Raw genomic sequence first — 20,761 nt, 5'->3', positions numbered from 1 at the left:
TATCTTTTTAGAACCAATACATGTCAATATTAAAAACAGCTTGCGCCACAGTTAATCAAACACCCTTGGACTGGGCAGGAAATTTCAATCATATCCTCGAGGCAATCAATTCAGCCCAAAGACAGCAAATAGATCTCCTTTGTTTCCCTGAATTAGCCATCACCGGATATGGGAGTGAAGATCTGTTTCTGAGTTATTGGTATCCCAAAAAAGCACTTCAGAAACTACAGGAACTGATTCCTTTTTGCACTGATATTACAGTTGCAGTGGGTGTACCGGTGAGAATTGATTCTCAAGTGTACAACTGTATGGCCATCATTGAGAACGCATCACTAAAGGGGATTGTAGCCAAACAGTTTATGGCTATTGACGGGGTACATTATGAGTTCAGATGGTTTACACCTTGGGAACATGGCAAAGTGATTGAAATGGATTTTTTTGGTCAAAGTGTTCAATTGGGTGACTTGGTTTTTGAAAAAAACAGTGTTTCCTATGGATTTGAAATCTGTGAAGACGCATGGCGCGGTCCGCATAGACCTGGCTATAGATTGAAAGACCGAAATATAGACTTGATATTCAATCCCAGTGCGAGTCATTTTGCCATGGGCAAAAGTATCCTGAGAGAGGAACTGGTAAAAGAAAGTTCTTTAGAACTCAATGCCACCTATTTCTACCTCAATTTGTTGGGAAATGAGGCCGGAAGAATGATCTTCGATGGAGAAATCATGGTCGCGCATGAGGGCAAACTGATACTTAAAAATGAATTGCTGTCCTTTGAAGATTTCCAGCTTAGAATTTTTGACTACCGAAAAGGAGATGTATCTAATCAGGAAGTTGAAAGCTTCCATGATAAAAATGAAGAGTTTGCTAAAGCCTCGGCTTTAGGATTATTCGACTATTTGAGAAAAAGCAAAAGCAAGGGCTTTGTACTTTCACTGAGTGGTGGGGCGGATTCCTCCACCATTGCCATATTGGTTTCGGAAATGGTCAGAAGGGGAATAGAAGAATTGGGAGTCACTGTATTTTTGAAAAAATTGGGATTGGAATATAATCCCAAAACCAATAACCCCGTCAAAGAAATTGTAGGCCAAATTCTCACTACGGCTTATCAGTCTTCAGAAAATTCGTCTTTTGCTACTTTTCAGAGCGCAAAATTACTGTCAGAAAGTATCGGGGCAGCTTTTTTGAATTGGGAAATCGGGGACGAAGTCAAATCTTACACAGAAAAGATTGAAAAAGCCCTCGGAAGGAGAATGAATTGGAAAACCGATGACATCGCCCTGCAAAATATTCAGGCAAGGGCCCGTTCTCCGATTATTTGGATGCTTGCCAATGTAAAAAATGCCCTGCTGTTAAGTACTTCCAACCGAAGTGAAGGAGACGTAGGATATACCACCATGGATGGAGATACAAGTGGAAGCATCTCCCCCATCGCCGCTGTGGACAAATACTTTGTCTTGCAATGGCTTAGTTGGGCAGAGAAAGAACTGAATTATCAGGGGCTGCAAAAAGTAAACAGCCTACAGCCCACCGCGGAACTGAGACCTGCCGAAAACCAACAGACTGATGAAAATGACCTGATGCCCTATGCTATCATAGTGGAAATAGAAAGGTTGGCCATCAGGGACCGACGATCGCCTTTGGATGTATTTTTGATCCTAAAGGAAGAATTGGACGCAGATAGTGATTTATTGAAATCTTATATCAAAAAATTCTTCAGACTTTGGGCACAAAATCAGTGGAAAAGAGAAAGACTAGCACCATCCTTCCATTTGGATGAATTCAATATTGATCCAAAGACCTGGTGCAGGTTTCCGATTTTGTCAGGAGGATTTCAGGAAGAATTAAAGGAATTGGATACTTACTAAACAAAGGGTAATTTCACCATCTTGTTTATAAAAACACAGTATGATGACTATTGAAAGTATATTGAGTTATGTTGTATGGAGTCCCGATCCTTCGGTTTTTTCAGGATTTGAAAGGCTAAGGTGGTACAGTCTGCTTTTTGCTTTGGGATTTATCATTTCCCAGCAGATCATGATCTATATTTACCGAAAAGAGGATCAAGATGAAAGACTGGTAGACAGGCTGACCATTTATATGGTCATTGCTACGATCATAGGCGCAAGACTTGGCCATGTACTGTTCTATGAACCCGAAAAATACCTGAGCAATCCAATAGATATTCTAAAAGTCTGGGAAGGCGGTTTGGCCTCTCATGGTGCCGCCATTGCTATTTTGTTTGCATTGTACCTTTATGCTAGGAAAATCCCTACTCAAACCTATTTATGGGTAGTGGACAGGATTGTCATCGTAGTGGCCATGGTAGGAGCCATGATCCGTGTAGGCAACCTGATGAATTCAGAGATTGGCGGCAAGCCAACCGGTACAGACAGTGGCTTTGTATTTGCCAGAGATGCAGAAGAAATTATGGAAACACTCCGAATACCGGTTGAATCTATCAGTGCCTATAAACCGGACAACAGACAAGAGGAACTTACTGGTAACGGGATTGTTCCTGTCAATTTTGAAATTAAAATTGAAAAAGGTGGCTACAGCGAAAGTGACCTCAGGACTGCCTTGGAGACAGATGTCAAATATGTGTTGACGCGGTTCAAGAGTTCCCAGAAATACCTTTCAGAAGATCCTGCTACCCCATTGAAAATGGACTTGAGCGACCGGGGTGATCATTATCTAGCGACTGTCTATACACAGGGAGTAGTAAGACATCCCACACAGATATATGAGGCAATCTCCTATTTCATCATCTTTCTGATACTCTATCTCACTTGGAACAGGTATAAATCCAGGCTTCCTGATGGATTGTTTCTCGGATTTTTCCTGGTCTCCGTATTTGGAATGCGGTTTATTTGGGAGTTTCTCAAAGAAAATCAAGTGGATTTTGAGGAAGGATTGACCTTTAATATGGGTCAGGCATTAAGTATCCCTTTGGTGATCGGCGGATTGGTGTTGATGGGTTTGGCTTTAAAAAAGGGCTTTAAACCTGAAAAACCCTAAGGAACGGGGTCATGTCCATGACCGCCCCAAGGGTTGCAACTTGCAATCCTCTTTATTCCCAACCAACCTCCCCTAAATATCCCGTGCTTTAAGATGGCTTCCTTCGTATATTGACTGCAGGTAGGTGAATACCTACAACTTGAAGGGAACAATGGAGAAATGAGGTATTGATATACCAAAACAGGGAAAATGGCAATTTTGCGAATAATGGTTTTCAAATCTGATATTTCTGAAATAAAACATTTAACCCTTCAATAGTTCCAATCCATAAACAGTTTTACAGAACCATTGAAAAACATCAGATTACATATCCTCCTTTTCTACTTGATATGCTTTGGTATAACCCAAGTCCAAATGGTCTATGCTCAAGATGGTCTGTTGGATAGTCTTCAGATTCCGGATAAAGTTGTGATCAATAATATTTTTATTATTGGAAATGAAAAAACAAAGAAGAACATCATTCTCCGTGAAATAGACCTTCAGACAGGAATCACGTATGATTGGGCGGAATTATTGTTGATGATCGAGGCAGATCAAAAGAAAATATATAATCTACAACTTTTCAACAATGTAGAAATCACACCACTTTTTACCGGAACCGAAGACATTGAACTGCTTGTAGCTGTGACTGAGCGTTGGTATATTTTGCCCAATATCATTTTCAATTTGGCGGACAGGAATTTGGCAGAATGGTGGATCAACCAAAACAGGGATTTTTCCCGAGTGAATTATGGGGCAAGGCTCATGCATAATAATGTAGGGGGAAGAAACGAAAAATTGCGTATAGGAGGTCAATTGGGATTTACAAAGTCGTTTGAGATGCTATACAGTATCCCATACATTGACAAGAAACAAAAACACGGTATCGCAGCACAGTTGACCTATTTTACCCAAAAAACCATTCAGGTCAAGTCTGCAAACAATCGGCAGGTTTTCTACACCAATGAAAACGAAGATGTCCTGCGGAGAAACCGATCTGCATTTCTAAGATACACTTACAGGGGCAGTTATTACAACTTTCACTTGGTGACTTTAGGATTCAACAATACCTTGATCAATGAGGATGTTTTTACCCAAAACCCCAATTATTTTCTCCATGGCAGCAACAAGCTGAATTATTTCGTCATGGGCTACAATTTCAGACATGACAATAGGGATAATGTGCTTTATGCCACTGAAGGGCAATTGCTCAATATCGGTGTAACGAGGTATGGTATCTTTGGAAGTGATAATGTTCATGACACGGAATTTACCATCAATGCAAACAAGTACCTGAAGTTCAATGAAAAATTCCATTTTGTATCAGGACTTTCCCTAAATGCTTTTTTGGGAGATAGGCAACCATTTACCTTGGTAAGGGGTATTGGATATAATCCGTTTTTTATCCGGGGCTATGAACTGAATGTGGTCGAGGGACAGCAGACCGTTGTCCACAAAAACAGTCTCCGCTTCAATCTGATCAATGTAGGCTATGATATCGGCAAATATGTTCCCTTTGATGAATTTGCATACTTTCCCATAAAGCTCTACCTCAGTGGCAATTTTGACCACGGCTTTGTCAATGACAAAAATAAGCTTCCCGAAAACCTGAGACTGACCAACCAATATCTTTTCGGATACGGCCTTGGATTGGACCTTGTCACGCTCTACGACATAGTTTTCAGATTTGAATACTCCCTCAACAACCAAAATGAAGGTGCATTTTTCTTTAATTTCAGGGCACCTTTTTGAGATTTTTTAGAGGCGAGAGGTTAGAGGCGAGAGACAAGAGCCAAGAGCCAAGAAACAAAGCCTGTCCCGAGAATTGGGGAAACAAGACTTGGTCAGTAGTTAATTTAGAGGATTTGTACCTATTAATGGTAATTTACGAAATCCAATTTCAGAATAATACCCTAACAATTTGCCTTCCATCAATTGCTTCCTGCTTTAGCTGGAAGATAATGGAAGAACCTTGTTTTCTCACGGCTTTAGCCAAATTGATTAATCCATGAGGACAAATTCAACCCCTGTCGGGGTTGGTAGATTTTGATTGAATGATCTTTTCTTCCACCGGATTGCATCCGGGGCAAATAACCTTGCGGTGTTTAATCCCTATCGGGATTTTTTTTAGAATTCTATTGCCAAATTGATTTGTTTAGGATGAAGCCACTAGTCCAAACCCCGGCAGGGGTTAAATACCAATAGGTTATTTACCCCGGATAAAATCCGGGGGTTAAAATGAAGGTAATTTCCGGTTTTTGGCCGAAACAATGTAAAAAGTGAATTTGGCTTTCCGCCAAAAAAAGGGAAGGTTTGAATCCTTGATGGTTTTGGGGAAACTTCGCTTCTTCTTTAGAGGGATTTTTGTGGAGACACAAACATCGGCGGAAAGAGAGACATGATTAAACTTTTGAAGCCTACCTCGAAATTAAACGGATAATATCATCCCCTTACTTTTATCTGATATCCGGCTTTTTTAAATTTATTCTGTTGGCTTTTTGTTGGATCTTATTTTTTATACCCATGGGAAGACTTGTTTTTATATTTCTTTTAGGTGCTGTCCTGGTAAAGGAAGAGGTTTTGGCACAATCTGGACTCGAAGCCTTGCCCAGAGGCGCAAGAAGTGTGGGTATCGGAAATGCCCATTCCACTTTGGGTGATGCTTGGAGTATTTTTAACAATATCGGTGCAATGAGCCATATTTCTTCCTCACAGGTCACTTTTGCCTATGACCATCGAATGAATATAAATGAGCTGACCACGCTTTCAGCAGGTGCGGTGATAAAGGGGGAGAATTCGGCGTTTGGGTTGGGAGTTTCTAGTTTTGGATCGGAACTGTTTTCCCAAAGCCAGATCGGGATCGGATTTTCAAACCAATTGGGAATCACAAGTCTAGGTATCAAAGTCAGCTATTTCCAGACCAGCATCGAGGGATTTGGTAGAGGTGCAAGCCCATTGCTGGAGTTTGGTGGGGTGGCCGAACTCACACCCGAACTGTTTTTTGGAGCGCATGTGTACAACATTACCATGTCAAAATATGGAAAAAACTCCTTGGAAAGGTTGCCTACAGTGGTAAAGACTGGAATTTCCTATCGCCCATCCGAAAAAGTCATGGTCAACATTGAGGCCGAAAAAGACATCCTACTCGACCCTCTGATCAAAACCGGGGTCGAATACAACCTCTTGGACAGGTTCTGGGCAAGGGCAGGTATGAATACCAATCCGGGCAAGTTGTTTTTCGGTATTGGATTCAAACCTCGCAATTTCCACCTGGATTATGCCATGACCCAACATCCGACCTTGGGGAGTTTTCATCATTTTTCTTTCAATTATGTATTTGCTGAAAAATGAAAATACTTTTGTCAATCAGTTTTTTGGTCATCTTTTTCTGTTTTCCGGGAAAAGCCCAGACCTATAGAAAAGGGGAAATCAATTTGGAGAACTTTGTTGAGGAATTGTTTGGAATCCAGCGAACAGACGACAATTATGAAGACCTGTATGAGAGTTTGCTCCAGGTTTTTCTGAATCCCATCAACCTCAATAAGACCAATGCTGAGGAGCTGAAATCCATTTACATTTTAAGCCCGATCCAGATCAACAGTTTTATGGAATACAGGAATAATTTCGGCAAACTATTATCCTTATATGAACTACAGGCAATCCCCGAATTTGATCTGGAAACGATTTTCCAATTGTTGCCCTTTGTGGTTTTGGATGACAGTAAAAAAATCCATGGACCACTTTCCCAAAGGATCATGGAATCAAGGGATGCCTATTTAATCTTTAGACACAGCAGAGTTTGGGAGACAAGAAGAGGCTTCACACCACCTGACACCTTGAGTGGCGGCAGGCTTAGCAGCAGGTACCTTGGTGGCGCCAACAACCTATATGGAAGGTTTCGGGTACAGCACAGCAAAGATTTCAGCTTTGGATTTACCATTGACAAAGATCCGGGGGAACAGTTTATTTGGGATACCGCTACCAAACGGTATGGGTTCAACTTTTTCTCTTACCATGTCACACTTTACAATCAAGGGAAATGGAAAGCCATTTCAATAGGTGATTTCCAAATGCAATTTGGGCAGGGCTTGGTTTACGGTGCCGGATTCGCTGTGGGCAAAGGGGGAGAAACCATCACCACGGTCCGAAGAAGTTCCATAGGTATCAGACCCTACACGGCAGCGCTTGAATTTGGGTTTTTCAGGGGTGTCTCCACTACTTATCAAGCTGGACCGGTAAAGATTACCTTGATGGCATCAAATGCCCCAAGGGATGGGAATCTGAGTATTCTAATCGACACCTTGGAAAGGGAAGAAGCCATCATCACCTCACTTCAAAGCAATGGTCTTCACCGGACACCAACCGAAATTGCAAACAAAAGCAGGATCCGGGAAAGCAACTTGGGCGGGAATATCCACTATAACAGTCCCAACCGAAGCCTTCAACTCGGTGTCAATTCACTCTTCACCAGATTCGGACAACCTTTTATCAGGAACCCGCAAATCTATAACCAATTTGAATTTTATGGACAGGAGAACCATGTCCATAGCCTCTATTTTGCCTACAACTATCAAAATTACTTTTTCTTTGGGGAATCTGCCTTTTCCAAAAGTGGAGGTAAAGGAAATATTCTGGGCATGATGAGTTCCCTACATCCCAAACTGGGTTTTTCGGTGCTTTGGAGAAGGTTTGACAGAAACTTTCATAGCTTCTATGGAAATGCATTCTCGGAAGGCACCAGGCCCATTAACGAGCATGGGCTATATTTTGGTCTTAACTTCAAGCCCAATCAAAAATACACCTGGTCATTTTACTATGATTATTTTAAGTTTCCCTGGCTGCGGTACAGGATGTATGCACCTTCCTCGGGGCATGAATGGTTGACCCGGTTTGCCTACTCCCCTTCCAGAAAGTTGTTGCTATTTGTCCAGATCAGAGAGGAATCCAAAGCCAGAAACATCAGTGAATACCCCTCTTTTCAATCCTCCTATCTGCTCAGTCAGGGGAATAGATGGAATTATGTATTCAACTTGGATTATGGTATTGACAAGCATTGGAGTATCAAATCCCGGGTGATGGCCAGTTCATTTAATTTCAATGGGAATAAAACCACCGGATTTGCCATCAGTCAGGATGTGAATGTGGATTTTCAGAGATGGAGAATCTCTTCGAGAGTTGCCTTGTTTGATACCGAAGATTGGGACAACAGGCAATTTATCTATGAAAGGAATGTGCTTTGGCAATTTTCCATTCCTGCTTTGAGCGGTCAGGGGATGCGGTATTATGTTTTGGGTCAATACAGGCTGAGTCCAAAACTGAGTGTTTGGGCCAGATTTTCAAGAACCATCTACACAGATCGGGAAGTCATCGGAACGGGGCTACAACAAATCAACGGTTCTCGACAAACTGAAACCGTTTTCCAGTTGAGGTACCAATTCAACAGATAATTTCCATTATCGGTAAAGCCAAGTCGAACCTTTTTTTTAACTTCGAAACAAAACCACCTATCATGAAAAAAACATTACTATTGCTCTTTTGTCTTGGATTTTATTCCATCATCCCGGCTTTTTCCCAAAGTATTGATAAAAGTAAGCTGTCCAAGAAAGAAGGGTTCATTACTTTCTACACCGATGAAGAAAAGGGGAAGATTTACCTGGAAATAGATAAACTCAACCATGAATTCCTCTATGTCAATTCCATGCCGGCAGGTATAGGATCCAATGACATTGGCCTTGATCGTGGTCAACTTGGCAGAACCAGAATCGTTGAGTTCCGAAAAGCAGGCAATAAATTATTGTTGGTGCATAAGAATTATGACTTTAGGGCTTATAGTGACAATCCAGCTGAGGTCAAATCAGTTCAGGATGCCTTTGCGGAATCTGTGCTTTGGGGATTTGAAATCAGCAGTACAGAAGGAGGAAAACACCTGATTGATGCCACCACATTCTACATGCAGGATGCCCACATGGTCGTCGAAACCCTTGGAAGAGCCAAGCAGGGAACCTACAAACCCGAACCTAGTAGAAGTGCATTGCATTACCCTATGACCAAAAATTTTCCGAAAAATACCGAAGTAGAGGCAATTGTGACTGTGACCGGTACGCCAACAGGAGGTTATATCCGGTCGGTTACTCCTTCTCCGGAATCAGTTACAGTGAGACAAAGACATTCTTTTATAGAGCTTCCTGATGATGATTACCAACCAAGGGAATTTGACCCAAGGGCCGGATATTTCAATATCAGCTACATGGACTTCACTTCTCCAATAGGTGGGCCAATGGAAAAGAAATTCATCTCAAGACATAGACTGGAAAAGAAAGACCCCAAAGCGGCAGTTTCAGAACCGATCAAACCCATCGTGTATTACCTTGACAGGGGAACTCCCGAACCGGTACGTTCCGCATTGTTGGAGGGAGGAAATTGGTGGGCGGAAGCCTTTGAAGCTGCAGGATTCAAAAATGCGTATAGGGTAGAATTGGCTCCTGAAGACATGGACCCCATGGATGTGAGGTACAACGTCATCCAATGGGTACACCGCTCAACAAGGGGTTGGTCTTATGGTTCATCTGTAAGGGATCCCCGAACAGGGGAAATTATGAAAGGACATGTTTCTCTTGGTTCCTTACGAGTCCGTCAGGATTATCTGATAGCGCAGGGTTTATTGCAACCCTTTGAAGATGGCAAACCCAAAAACCCTGAAATGCTTGAATTGGCTTTGGCCAGACTGCGACAGCTTTCTGCCCATGAGATTGGTCATACCATTGGCTTGGCACATGCTTATGCCTCGTCTCCTACCAATAGGGCTTCCGTTATGGATTATCCATACCCCTTAATCAAAATGGATGCCGCTGGAAATATCGACCTCAGCGATGCCTATGATGATAAAATCGGTGATTGGGATAAATGGGCTATCCGGTATGGTTATGAGCCTGTTCCTGAAGGTGAAACTGAGGAAAGCCACTTAAATAACCTGCTTGAAGACACCTATGCAGCAGGCCACACATTTATTTCAGATACAGATTCCAGACATCCAAGTGGTAGCCATCCTACCTCCCATCTTTGGGACAATGGCGAGTCTGCTTCTGCTGAATTGATGAGGATGTTGGAAATGCGCGGCAAAAAGCTTGATACTTTTGGGTTGAACGCCATTGATGACAACCAACCGGAGGCCTTGATGGAAGAAGTGCTTGTACCTTTGTTCTTGATGCACAGGTATCAGATAGAAGCGACAAGCAAGCTTTTGGGAGGCTTGGATTACACTTATAAGATAAAAGGTGACAACCAAAGATTCCAATCCAGATTGGAAGCTTCAAAGCAAAATGGCGCTTTGGATGCCCTGCTATTCACGATTCATCCCAACCAATTGGCAGTCCCCAATCAAATCATCGACAGACTTCCACCCCGTCCCATGGGTTATTCCCGAAACAGGGAGACATTCCCATCAAGGAACGGATTGAATTTTGATCCTTTGGCTCCCGGAGAAAATATTGTTGACATGACTTTCGGGTTCATGTTTGAAGCAGGAAGGGCAAACAGGTTGCACCAACAAAAGTTATTTGACAATGCATTGCCATCTTTTACAGAGGTTTTGGACAAGACAACCAAGCAGGTATTTGGAAGTGATTTTGACGGGACCTATCAGGGAGAAATCAATCTGATGATACAGAACAAGATGACGGACTATTTGATCAACCTGTCCAAAGATCCTAGGGCGACTGCCTCTGTCAAGGCCATCAGCAGAAATAAACTCAGGGAAATTGCCTATTTGTATTGGAACAAAGATTCAAAAAATAAAACCGAAGCTTCCAAATCCCTTCAAGCAAAAGCAACCAACGAAGATTTCAATAGATACTTGGCCGATAAAATCAATACCTTCCTCAACCAAAAAGAAGAATTCAGCATCCCTGCAGAGTTGGCTATCCCCGATGGCGCGCCCATCGGCACTACCGATTTAATTTGCGATTTTGAATATTGATTAAAAATCCCTGAGTAGCCTGCTTGGAGAATCTCCAAGCAGGCTACTCAGGGATTTTTTCCTGAACATTTCTTAGAGCAGTATTTGACATTTTCCCAGTTCTTTTCCCACTTTTTCCTCCAAGCAAAAGGGCGGTTACATACAGGACAAAGTTTGGTCGGGAGATGCTGTTTTTTCATTTTTTGACTATTTTTTTTTGATTAGAAGCCAGAATAAAATGTTACTTTAATGTTTCTAAATCTTGGTTCCTCTTGACTCTCGTATCTCGCTTCTCGGTTCTCGCATCTTTATTCTTGGCTCTTGAATCTTGGTTCTCGCTTTTTGGTTCTTGGTACATTGTTCATGGTACTTTATTTCAACACCTTGATTTAGTCAAACCAAGCTCATCCTTTATAATTCATCCTTCATCCTTTAATTTCAGTGCTCCCCATAATTCTTCTCCCCTGCATTAATCGCCAAATCAAGTATATTCTGTCTTGGCGGTAATGGGCAGGTTGCATGTGGGGTAAACACACAAGGGGGATTATAGGCTTTGTTAAAATCCAAAATAGTGGTTCCATTAGGTTCTGGTTTTTTGACATAGATGTACCTTCCGCCGCCATAAGTCTCTCCCCCACTCGTCTCATCTGCAAAAATCAAATACAACTCATCCCCTTCGTCCAATGCATCTATCCTATAACTCTTACCACCTTTTTGAAACTCCACATAACCCGGACAGGGATTTTGACTTGTTTGACCCAAAACATTGGTAATGGCTATCTCCTTAACAGGTTCATATGGAATATATTTTGCCTCAAATCGCCATTCCAAAGAAACCGGATATCTTTCAATCCCTTCAAACTCGGTAACTTCGGTGGCTTCCAAATCCCTAAGTCGCACACCATAAGCATCCAATCTTTTGATGACATTCCATTTCAGGCTTTGATAGGCAATTTTGTAAGGCTCCTTATTATTTTTAGAATCAAAAATCAAGGTTCTTTCTTCCAATTCTATATCTTGGGTTTTTATACCACCTGTTTTGGGAGTAAAAAAGACCTTACCATCTTCCAATTCAAAAATCCCCAAAGAAGTGGGGAACAGCTCTGATTCAAGTTGTAAATCAGATTTAGGATCTGAACCGAATGTATTCTCTCCTTCTTCCAACCAATATAGACCAGTTAAATTTAGCCATCCTTCTTCTGCTTTTAAAGAGGCTACCCTTTTTGCATACCAATCCTCAACGTCATACTGATGTTCCTCAAAAGTAAATTCGATGGATTTTTCTGGGTTTTGGCAGAAACATAAGGCAATTAGGAATGGTAAAACGAAAGCGACTGACTCAATTTTTTTCATAAACAGACAGGGTTGGAATTAAAAAGCAAGATAAAGATCTTTTGTTTATAATTTTTAGGATTGAAACTATCAACATATCTGAAAAATCCTGACTAAATTGATGAATCAAACCCAAAATCAAAAACCATGAACAATTCATTGAAATCGTTATTGACCCTTATTCTATTGGCAATTCCTTACTTATCTTTTTCCCAAGTTGGTGTGGGGACCAAAAAACCCAAAAATGCCAAAATGCTTTTCGATGGTAGTAAAAAAATGCTGGAAAATAATTGGACTTATTGGGAAGGCCCAAGACTTAAAGCCCAACTACCTATCAAATGGCAAATAGTAAAAGATCCTGTAGACAAAGGTACGGCTATGAACAGCAACGATCCCGCCGCTGCAGGTGGTCTCTATGGAGCTGCAGATATTGTAACCAAAGAAGAATTTAGAGATTTCAGGTTACATGTTGAATTTTTGGTTCAGGAAGAAGGGGGAAACTCAGGTGTCTATTTACAAAACAGATATGAAATTCAGATCCTTGATGGAGATTATGGACTTCATGGAATGGCTGCTATTATCAATGAACACCTACCATCAGAGGAAGCATATAATGGCGTTGGGAAATGGAATGCTTATGACATCCTATTTAAGGCTGCCAGATTTGAAGGTGGAAAATTGACCGAAAAAGCGCGCGTGACAATTTATTTTAATGGAACCAAAATCCATGAAGACAAGTCAATCCAACAAGTTTGGGGTGGTCCAAATTCAGGTCAGGATGGTGGAAATGATGGCGGAAAAGGTATTACCGACCGTCCGGGAGGAATTAAATTACAGGCTGAGGGATATAATGTCCTGTATCGTAATGTCTGGATTCAAGATTTGGAATTGGGCAATAAGGGGACAGATTTTTAGCAAAACAAAAGCGGGCCATGAAAATCTATTCATGACCCGCTTTTGTTTTTATAATAAAACTTTAAAAGAATCTGATTACCCTAACTCTTCTAAGTTCACTTTTTGGTCTTGAAAGCTGCTCTCCGGTGATAAAGGACATCACACAAGCATTCACGGCATTGGACTCACATGAACTCCAATATTCTACAGTTGAAAACCCTCCTATTTTATCCCTGTTTTGATAAAGGAAATCCATTTCTTTCAAACTTGGCATGAACCAATCATTAAAACCTCCATTTTCAAACCCAATGGTAAGTCTAGCTGCTACTGTTCCATCATTGTCTGGGTGACACTGGGTAGGATTAGTGTAAAAATTGGGCAAAGCATCATGGAAGGCCAGTACTTTTTCAGTATTAATTCTTCCGAAACCTACTTCAGTAGAAGTACCTGTTACTTCTGTTCCTTGACATCCCCATTGAGCTTCGAAAACCTGTTCAACTGGTGCAATGATGATACCATGGGTCTCTCCATCAACAAATCCAGGATCCCCCGGTTCGAAAATATGACCTACAACTCCACCTTCAAAAGGCTCTCCAATTACCACAGCTTTTGGATCTTCTTCCTTGATACAAGAGTAAGATACAACAGAAAAAACAATCAATACAATAAATGCGAGAAGAGATAATCTTGAATTTTTAACTATTATATACATTTTTATTTAAATAAAGTACATTTTTTATTATGCAAAAGTAAATATTTATTTAATGATAATAAAGATTTTAATTTTCTTTTTTTGAAAAAATTAAAATCCCCATTATTTTATTACGGTCTTTAGCTTTTGGATCAAATAAACTTAAAAGCAAAATCTTGGCCGATAATTTTCATTCTATACTAATGCAACCCACAATTTTACAAAAACTTTAAGAATGTTTTATTACTTAGGAATTCTTAATGCTTAATAAAAATTATGATAGAAAATGGGTGATAGCTCTGAATGCGTATCCAATAATAATCAAATTCCGAATATCCCAATATGTATATCCCAATTATTTAAGTATATAACAAAATATAAACATTGTCAGGAAGCATCTTGAATTACAGGGTATTTCAGACTTCGTCCCAAGGAACCGGTCGGGATTCCAACCATTTTTCGAAAACCGATAGCTAATTGTATATAAGCTGATATCATATATCCCAATCAAAATATCTTAACCTATAACATTGCATTGCTATATTCCCAAGTTTATTTGCAAGATTATAATTTGCAATTGCCCCAACTCCCGCGCCAATGATTGGGATCAATTGGGCTAGTTTCGCCAAATCCATATAATCCCGATATTCTAATTGAAATTCCCTCCAATCAAACTGTTCTATATCAGCAGGAATAGTCTTGATATACTCATCCCAATTTTCAATGATTGCTAGGGTCTTTTTTCTGGTTTCCTGACTTGAAAAAGTCAATTTGAAGATGTGCAATAAAAACAGCCTTTCATCTAATTTTTTGACATCATATCCATAAGCTGCTGCTATTTCAAAAAGCATTTTCATTTTTATGGTCAAAAAAGCCGGGAAATCCGCGAACCCCATCAAAATCCCACCTGCGCCGGTAATTGCACCTTCAGCAGATGCTGAGTTTTTATAAATCTTAATGATTTTTTTGACTTTAAACTCCCGCAATTCCAATCTATTTTCAATTAATGGCTGAGGGGTTATAAATTTGGTTCCAAATAAAACTCCTTTTACCATTTTTTTTATGGCGTAGGTAATTACTTTATGGATTTTTTCAGGAATCAGATTATTGATACCATTTTGGGTACTTTTCGTAAGTTTATTAAATATGGAAGGTCTTTGCTTGGTTTTAAACAACCATGCGGTGAGTTCCGCAAATGCAATTTCTTCATATAAATCAGTAACTTGTAATCTTGGAGAAGGCATATATCTGTATCAGAAATCAATGTAAATTACATTATACTATTCGCTGTACGCTACATTAATTACTGAACAAAATTTTGACATAAAAAACTCCATTCATTAATCTTCATCATCAAAATTTAGGTCTTTGATTACCCTAAATACTAATAACCAATCATTTTCCAATCGCAGGAAACCATAATCAAAACAATAAGTATAAGAGTTTCCTTTCCAATTGGTATTGGTTTGCGTGTGGTATTTAAAATTATAGCCCAATCGAGCTAGCTTTTCCTTAGGAACCCTGACTTTTTCAATTCCACCGGCAACAATGCTCTCGAGGATATTTCGGTTCAATTTTAAGGTGTTGATGATATTTCTCATCTCTTTGGAATCGACTACCCTTCTTTCATTATTAAAACTACTCCTACAGTAATCATCACAAAATTTCTTATCAGATCTACCATGAACCATCTTGCCACAGTATTCACAATGTTTTCTTTCGATGTACATAAAAGCGAAAATTTAAAAATCTGCGAATTATTTAGGACTTACCAAATTTAACAACTAGAAACTCTTTAAACAATCCCGTAAACAGGGTATTTTTGACAAAAAATATGTAAAATTCAATCTATTATATTAGCATTTTAATATAAATCAGAACAATTATTTAAGCCTATTGATTAAAATAGATTATTTTATTTATGTTTATCAAGGGATGACTATAGCAACATTATGTTAAAAAACAGGTAGAAATGGTAACAAGAATATTTTTGGAAGCCTTAATATTTTTCATGTATTTCGGTCATTATCCTTACCATTTCATTTCTTACTTCTGAGGTAGGTCGAACAAAATTATTGTTCATAAAGACATATTTATAAACTTTTCCTTTCCTTGTCTCAAGCCAACCACTTTGAAGATGCATATATCTTAAAGAGCCTGTTTTAGCCCAAACAAAGGGTTTACCATTGTCCGTTTTATAGGCTGCTCTGAGTGTCCCACTCACACCCCCAGCTGGCAATAATGATTTAAGCCGCTCTTTATCGCCAATCTTAGTTTCCAAAAGGTTCAAAACCTCCAAGACTGTATTTGGTGTGAAAAGATTGAACCTCGACAACCCGGATCCATCTTCCCAAACTGGTGGATTTTTAAAATCCTTGTAATGGTTTTCCAATCCGAAAGCAATGGTTGTTTTGACATCCAGGGAGTCTGAAATTACTCCCGAACATAATAATAGTATCTGCTCTGCCAGAAAATTATCACTTGGCAACATCATGTGCTTAAACAGACTGTCAGAAGGTATACTAAAAAAAGTGTTTATTTCAGAAGGTCTTTTCTTTTGGATCAAATTGATCTCTTTTTTCAGCGTATCCTGTAACAATATCCGTGTTACCTGCATGTCCATGGGGAATGGTATGGTCCTTTGGAAATCCTCAGGAATTGTCTTATTGGGGTATACCAATTGTTTTCCTGTTTTTGACCGATTGATATTAAACCTTGTCGAGGTAATTGTTGAATCCAGTACCACATATCTGGAAATTGGTTTTGGGAAAACAAATAAACCTAATGAAGGATCGGCTTTGATCGTTGCCATATTTCCATACATCGGGAAATAACTTAGGTCTGATCTCCAATAGCTAGGTTCAAAATCCAGATCAGGTTCATTTGCCAAAAAAATCTTATAAGTAGAATTTACCAAAAAATCATAAGTTTTTCTGTTATCCAACTTTGGGTGAAGAAACGAAGGATCGCCTGTCCCCCAAATAATCAAGGAATCCCCAAGTATCTGATATTTGAAAGCCGGGATAGAATCTCCCAGGACATTCATGGCCGTGTATAATGTCAACAATTTGGTATTGGAAGCAGGTACAAAATGGATGTCCTCATGTTGTGCATAAACTACTTTACCACTTTCTTCCTGAAGCATAAATCCGACAAAATGTTCATTCATAATTTCAGAATTTGTCAACATTTTCCGCACTTTTCTTTCTCTCAACTTTTGAGCTTCTGATTGGTTGGTAAATGCAACAAGAAAAATTATGAGAATTACAAAAGACCTATTCATTATGGATTAAGTTGTTTTTTTAAAAATTCAACAGTAGCTCTATTGACTTTGACGAGGTTTGAATGCTTCATCCAATGGTGTGAATCATCCGGTATGATCAAATATTCATAAGGCATTTTTCTTTCCTCAAATCTCCTGATCAAATCCGTGGTATGGCTGACCTGAACATTACGGTCATCATCACCATGAATAAACAGTACGGGTGATGTCCAGGTATCCAAATAAGCAAGTGGTGAAGAAAACCAAGCTGTTGTCATCGCTTTATCAAAATCCGGGACTTTTTCATAGCCTTCCGGCATTTGTAATCTACTTGAAAGTTCGTGAACACCATGGATATCTACTCCGGCTGCAAAAAGATCTGAATCCTTTCCCAAGGCAAGGGCTGTTAAATAGCCTCCATAAGACCCCCCATAAATCCCGATTCTATTTGGATCTACTTGGGATAATCCTGCCAAATATTCCCCCGCAGCTTTGACATCAATATATTCCTCAGCGCCTTGCCAATAGGTCCTAGCAGGTTTATGAAATTCATATCCATAGCCTATCCCTAAACGGAAATTGACTGAAACAACAACAAATCCCAATTCAGCCAAATACTGATTAACGGCATAAGTGTTGGAATAATAATCTCCATAATGCCAGCCTAGCAGCATTTGTCTTTGGGGACCTCCGTGTACAAACAAAACAGCAGGTTTCTTCTCTGGACCACCTTCCTTTTCAAAGATCTGACCATGCACAGTGAACCCATCGGAAGTCTTGAATTTAATTTGTTTTGGTTCCACTAATTTACTTTCCGGGAATTCAAAAGGAATCAGATTTTGACCAATTAACGTGCTTTCGCCAGATGATTTGCGGGAAACAGCAGGAAGGAGGGGTCTTTGGGCTGTAGAAGAAAGGTAAGCTATGTGATCATTGTCAGACAAAACAACAGGAATAGCCTCTATTCCTTTTCCTTGGGTCAAAAGCTCCATTTCGCCACCGGAAACCGGCACCATGCCAATATGCCTTCGGTCTATATCCTCCTCATTAGGCCCTGTGTTGGCTGAAAAGACCAAGTAGGACCCATCTTGGCTCAAACTGATATGCTCTACCATATATTCACCTTTGGTCAGTTGACGGGGAAGCCCGGTCTTGGCATTGAGGGCATACATATGTGGCCAACCGTCACCATAGGAAAGGAAAACCAGCGTAGTGTCATTGGCCCAATGTAGATTGGGTCCTCCATGAGTTGTGGGCACCGATCCTCTTAAAGTTTCAGGTGCTTTCCATCTTAATTCCCCCATACCGGTATTTACGTCTGCCACCCAAATTTCCCAAGGAATATGTCTTTGTTCCAAAATCGGGTAAACTCCTCCTGTACCTCCCTGCCTCCTGATAAAAGCAACCTGTTCACCGTTCGGAGACCATTTAGGCATACCATCTCTACTAAAAGAAGGCGCTAGGTATTGGATTGCTTTTGACTCAACATCATAGATGCCGATCAAGTTATGTGTATTTCGGTTTACTGAAAATAAAATCTTTTTGCCATCAGGAGACCATTCAAAACCAGAAATCCCTCCCTTTATTTCAAATAGTTGGGATTCTTTATCACCGCTTAGCGGGATAGTCCAAACCTGCCTGTTTTTGATAAATGCAATGGTATTATCAAAAGGGGATATTTTAGGATTGTCTCCAATCGCCAAGACCTGTTCACTACCTCCTTTATAGGGCACTTTCCATATTTCGACTTTGGGTATTAATGGTTCTTGGGAGGGATTGATCCCTACATTATACTCCCAATTGCTTCCATGTTCTCCACCCCTGACAAAAACCAACCATTCAGAATCCTTGGAAAACTGTAGACTGGTGATTTCCTGCCCATCATCTTTATCAAAAGAAGTTACTTTTTTAGCCTCGAATACAGGGTATTGAGCAACATATATGTTTCTCAATCCTTTTTCATTCATTGACCAAGCAAATCTATTTTCAGATGGAGCACTGACAAGCTCGGAAGGAAAGGAAAAAGATGAAATTTCCTCTATTGTAAATGATTGGGCATAAGATTGACCAATTACCAAACAGAAACTTATGAATGTGTTGAGTAGATACTTCTTCATTTACCTTAGGTTATATGTGTAAAAAATAATTTACAAATTTAAGTTGAAATAAAAACAAAAAAGTCCTCAACGGTGTGAGGACTTTTTTACTTTCTGTTTTATTGGTTCCACCAAATTCTATCCAGAAGTGTCACCGATGGTACATTCTGCCCATTTCTACTCACCTCTGAGTCAGGATAAGCCAACCTTCGGATAAACTGACCATTGAGATTAGGATTAAGATTTTCAGGAAGTGTCATATCCTGATAAGCGTAATTGAATCTTCTGGCGTCGTTCCAAGTTTCAGGGTTTAGGAAAGTAGCGATCCATTTCTCTTTAAAGATATCGTTGACAGTGAATACAGCTACTCCCATACTCACTGATGGATGGGCAATATATTGCTCCAAGGATGCATTGTCCACAGATAACATGTTCATGTGGGCTCTTATGCCTTCAAGGTAAGCTGCGTAGGCACGTGGTTTATCCGTTTCAAACACTGCTTCCGCTTCAACGAACTTGAGTTCAGAATAAGTCATGATCAAAACCGGTCCTATTCTGGAAGTATAATATTGTCCTGGAATCAACACTGATCTGGCTCCCCTTTCAGGAGCATCGCCCCTTCCTGCGCCATTTGGTACTCCGATATATTCACCAGCGTCCGTTGCTCCTACCATCAATGGTAACCTCGGGTCTGATACTGGATAAGAAGTACCATCCAAAGCTTCAATAAATTGGGAAGAAATCCAACCCCCTAAAAGAAGGTTTTGATTGTTGAGTGCAATGATTTCCCAAGGATTTCTCCTCTGCTCAAAGAAATTCATCTTGGCATCATCAGCGTTTGCAGCAAATCCAGCTGAAACTGCGGATAAAACATCTGCAGCATTGTATCCGGCTTTACCTTTGGTATGGATTAAAAACCTTGCTTTAAGTGAATTCGCAAATTTGATCCATTGAGGGATATTTCCCTGATATATAAAATCATCTCCCCTTAGCGTGACAGTGGATGTACTGTTAAAATTGGTGATTGCCTGATCCAGTAAAGAAATGACCTCAGCATACAATTGCTGATCACTATCAAATACCGGCGTTACAGTTTCAAAGGTAAAACCTTCAGAAAAAGGGACATTACCCCACATATCCACGACCATTCCAAGATTCAAAGCCATCATGGTCTGGCCAACACCCACATAGTGTGAGGCTCCCAAATCTTCCGCCTTCCTGATCAAATCAGTGTTATCAGACATTACCGAATAAAAGGAACCCCAAGTACCACTGAAATCCAACGGATCCATGATATCAGATGAGCTGGATGGATTTGGAGAAGCGAGGTGCTGCACATAATTACTGGAAATAGAACCTGCTCTATATACATTCATTGTAGATTCCAGTATTACATTTGTCAATAATCCTTGGATAGGGGCATCAGTTGGATTATTTGGGTTTTCATTGACATCGAGCCATTCATCACAAGATGCCAAAAACACCATCATCGATGCTATCAAGATTAATTTAATTTTTGATAAGTTTTTCATGAT

At 40.0% G+C, this 20,761-nt stretch carries 16 protein-coding genes; 7 read left to right on the top strand and 9 right to left on the bottom strand.

Annotated features, from left to right (window positions below):
- The first annotated feature begins 20 nt into the window (after positions 1 to 20).
- The gene (gene nadE / locus HMJ38_RS08975) at positions 21 to 1,868 is read left to right on the top strand and encodes an NAD(+) synthase (RefSeq protein WP_194974041.1); all 1,848 of its coding nucleotides are present in this window, start codon (positions 21 to 23) and stop codon (positions 1,866 to 1,868) included.
- Between the two features lie 40 nt (positions 1,869 to 1,908).
- A complete protein-coding gene (locus HMJ38_RS08970; protein WP_194974040.1) occupies positions 1,909 to 3,018 on the top strand; it encodes a prolipoprotein diacylglyceryl transferase in 1,110 nt (369 codons plus the stop codon).
- On the opposite strand, the gene yidD is transcribed toward HMJ38_RS08970, so the two are convergent.
- Positions 3,015 to 3,236: a membrane protein insertion efficiency factor YidD gene (gene yidD, locus HMJ38_RS08965; protein ID WP_228779973.1), complete on the bottom strand. Its 222-nt coding sequence runs from the start codon at positions 3,234 to 3,236 to the stop codon at positions 3,015 to 3,017. The genes HMJ38_RS08970 and yidD overlap by 4 nt on opposite strands.
- Before the next feature lie 136 nt (positions 3,237 to 3,372).
- On the opposite strand from yidD, the gene HMJ38_RS08960 reads away from it, so the two are divergent.
- From HMJ38_RS08960 to HMJ38_RS08945, 4 genes are all read left to right on the top strand, one after another.
- Positions 3,373 to 4,749: a BamA/TamA family outer membrane protein gene (locus HMJ38_RS08960; RefSeq protein WP_194974039.1), complete on the top strand. Its 1,377-nt coding sequence runs from the start codon at positions 3,373 to 3,375 to the stop codon at positions 4,747 to 4,749.
- Between the two features lie 771 nt (positions 4,750 to 5,520).
- Positions 5,521 to 6,348, top strand: coding sequence for a hypothetical protein (locus tag HMJ38_RS08955; protein WP_228779972.1), 828 nt, complete (start codon positions 5,521 to 5,523; stop codon positions 6,346 to 6,348).
- Positions 6,345 to 8,444, top strand: coding sequence for a ComEA family DNA-binding protein (locus HMJ38_RS08950; protein WP_194974038.1), 2,100 nt, complete (start codon positions 6,345 to 6,347; stop codon positions 8,442 to 8,444). Before HMJ38_RS08955 ends, HMJ38_RS08950 begins: the two co-directional genes overlap by 4 nt.
- A 62-nt stretch (positions 8,445 to 8,506) precedes the next feature.
- The gene (locus HMJ38_RS08945; RefSeq protein WP_194974037.1) at positions 8,507 to 10,972 is read left to right on the top strand and encodes a zinc-dependent metalloprotease; all 2,466 of its coding nucleotides are present in this window, start codon (positions 8,507 to 8,509) and stop codon (positions 10,970 to 10,972) included.
- Between the two features lie 47 nt (positions 10,973 to 11,019).
- Here HMJ38_RS08945 and HMJ38_RS08940 read toward each other — a convergent pair whose 3' ends face one another.
- Both HMJ38_RS08940 and HMJ38_RS08935 read right to left on the bottom strand, forming a co-directional pair.
- Entirely contained in the window at positions 11,020 to 11,151 is a 132-nt protein-coding gene (locus HMJ38_RS08940) for a DUF2256 domain-containing protein (RefSeq protein WP_194974036.1), read from the bottom strand.
- A 238-nt stretch (positions 11,152 to 11,389) separates the two neighbouring features.
- Positions 11,390 to 12,304 carry a DUF1684 domain-containing protein gene (locus HMJ38_RS08935; protein ID WP_194974035.1) on the bottom strand — a complete coding sequence of 305 codons (915 nt, stop codon included), beginning with the start codon at positions 12,302 to 12,304 and terminating at the stop codon, positions 11,390 to 11,392.
- Between the two features lie 126 nt (positions 12,305 to 12,430).
- On the opposite strand from HMJ38_RS08935, the gene HMJ38_RS08930 reads away from it, so the two are divergent.
- Positions 12,431 to 13,198 (top strand): 3-keto-disaccharide hydrolase, encoded by a 768-nt coding sequence (locus tag HMJ38_RS08930; protein WP_194974034.1) that lies wholly within the window; start codon positions 12,431 to 12,433, stop codon positions 13,196 to 13,198.
- Between the two features lie 61 nt (positions 13,199 to 13,259).
- Here HMJ38_RS08930 and HMJ38_RS08925 read toward each other — a convergent pair whose 3' ends face one another.
- The 6 genes from HMJ38_RS08925 to HMJ38_RS08900 all read right to left on the bottom strand — a co-directional run bounded on the left by HMJ38_RS08925 (position 13,260) and on the right by HMJ38_RS08900 (position 20,758).
- On the bottom strand, positions 13,260 to 13,889 hold the full coding sequence (locus tag HMJ38_RS08925; RefSeq protein ID WP_194974033.1) for a hypothetical protein: 630 nt from the start codon (positions 13,887 to 13,889) through the stop codon (positions 13,260 to 13,262).
- 473 nt (positions 13,890 to 14,362) lie between these two features.
- Positions 14,363 to 15,112 (bottom strand): EcsC family protein, encoded by a 750-nt coding sequence (locus HMJ38_RS08920; protein ID WP_194974032.1) that lies wholly within the window; start codon positions 15,110 to 15,112, stop codon positions 14,363 to 14,365.
- Positions 15,113 to 15,208: 96 nt separating this feature from the next.
- The gene (locus HMJ38_RS08915; protein WP_194974031.1) at positions 15,209 to 15,598 is read right to left on the bottom strand and encodes a DUF2116 family Zn-ribbon domain-containing protein; all 390 of its coding nucleotides are present in this window, start codon (positions 15,596 to 15,598) and stop codon (positions 15,209 to 15,211) included.
- A gap of 269 nt (positions 15,599 to 15,867) precedes the next feature.
- Entirely contained in the window at positions 15,868 to 17,058 is a 1,191-nt protein-coding gene (locus HMJ38_RS08910) for a D-alanyl-D-alanine carboxypeptidase (RefSeq protein ID WP_262892883.1), read from the bottom strand.
- 92 nt (positions 17,059 to 17,150) lie between these two features.
- Positions 17,151 to 19,247: a S9 family peptidase gene (locus tag HMJ38_RS08905; RefSeq protein WP_194974029.1), complete on the bottom strand. Its 2,097-nt coding sequence runs from the start codon at positions 19,245 to 19,247 to the stop codon at positions 17,151 to 17,153.
- A gap of 98 nt (positions 19,248 to 19,345) precedes the next feature.
- The gene (locus tag HMJ38_RS08900; RefSeq protein WP_194974028.1) at positions 19,346 to 20,758 is read right to left on the bottom strand and encodes a SusD/RagB family nutrient-binding outer membrane lipoprotein; all 1,413 of its coding nucleotides are present in this window, start codon (positions 20,756 to 20,758) and stop codon (positions 19,346 to 19,348) included.
- Positions 20,759 to 20,761 lie beyond the last annotated feature (3 nt).

The organism is Aquiflexum lacus (assembly GCF_015476655.1).
GTDB lineage: Bacteria > Bacteroidota > Bacteroidia > Cytophagales > Cyclobacteriaceae > Aquiflexum > Aquiflexum lacus.
This window is presented reverse-complemented; position numbering and strand designations above follow the sequence as displayed.

Excerpts from the sequence above, each read along its gene's own strand:
- HMJ38_RS08940 (WP_194974036.1), bottom strand. The coding sequence starts at position 11,151 with ATGAAAAAACAGCATCTCCCGACCAAACTTTGTCCTGTATGTAACCGC.
- HMJ38_RS08935 (WP_194974035.1), bottom strand. The coding sequence starts at position 12,304 with ATGAAAAAAATTGAGTCAGTCGCTTTCGTTTTACCATTCCTAATTGCC.
- HMJ38_RS08910 (WP_262892883.1), bottom strand. The coding sequence starts at position 17,058 with ATGTTGACAAATTCTGAAATTATGAATGAACATTTTGTCGGATTTATG.
- HMJ38_RS08960 (WP_194974039.1), top strand. The coding sequence starts at position 3,373 with ATGGTCTATGCTCAAGATGGTCTGTTGGATAGTCTTCAGATTCCGGAT.
- HMJ38_RS08925 (WP_194974033.1), bottom strand. The coding sequence starts at position 13,889 with ATGTATATAATAGTTAAAAATTCAAGATTATCTCTTCTCGCATTTATT.
- nadE (WP_194974041.1), top strand. The coding sequence starts at position 21 with ATGTCAATATTAAAAACAGCTTGCGCCACAGTTAATCAAACACCCTTG.
- HMJ38_RS08950 (WP_194974038.1), top strand. The coding sequence starts at position 6,345 with ATGAAAATACTTTTGTCAATCAGTTTTTTGGTCATCTTTTTCTGTTTT.
- HMJ38_RS08915 (WP_194974031.1), bottom strand. The coding sequence starts at position 15,598 with ATGTACATCGAAAGAAAACATTGTGAATACTGTGGCAAGATGGTTCAT.
- HMJ38_RS08905 (WP_194974029.1), bottom strand. The coding sequence starts at position 19,247 with ATGAAGAAGTATCTACTCAACACATTCATAAGTTTCTGTTTGGTAATT.
- HMJ38_RS08970 (WP_194974040.1), top strand. The coding sequence starts at position 1,909 with ATGATGACTATTGAAAGTATATTGAGTTATGTTGTATGGAGTCCCGAT.
- HMJ38_RS08930 (WP_194974034.1), top strand. The coding sequence starts at position 12,431 with ATGAACAATTCATTGAAATCGTTATTGACCCTTATTCTATTGGCAATT.
- HMJ38_RS08955 (WP_228779972.1), top strand. The coding sequence starts at position 5,521 with ATGGGAAGACTTGTTTTTATATTTCTTTTAGGTGCTGTCCTGGTAAAG.
- HMJ38_RS08945 (WP_194974037.1), top strand. The coding sequence starts at position 8,507 with ATGAAAAAAACATTACTATTGCTCTTTTGTCTTGGATTTTATTCCATC.
- HMJ38_RS08920 (WP_194974032.1), bottom strand. The coding sequence starts at position 15,112 with ATGCCTTCTCCAAGATTACAAGTTACTGATTTATATGAAGAAATTGCA.
- HMJ38_RS08900 (WP_194974028.1), bottom strand. The coding sequence starts at position 20,758 with ATGAAAAACTTATCAAAAATTAAATTAATCTTGATAGCATCGATGATG.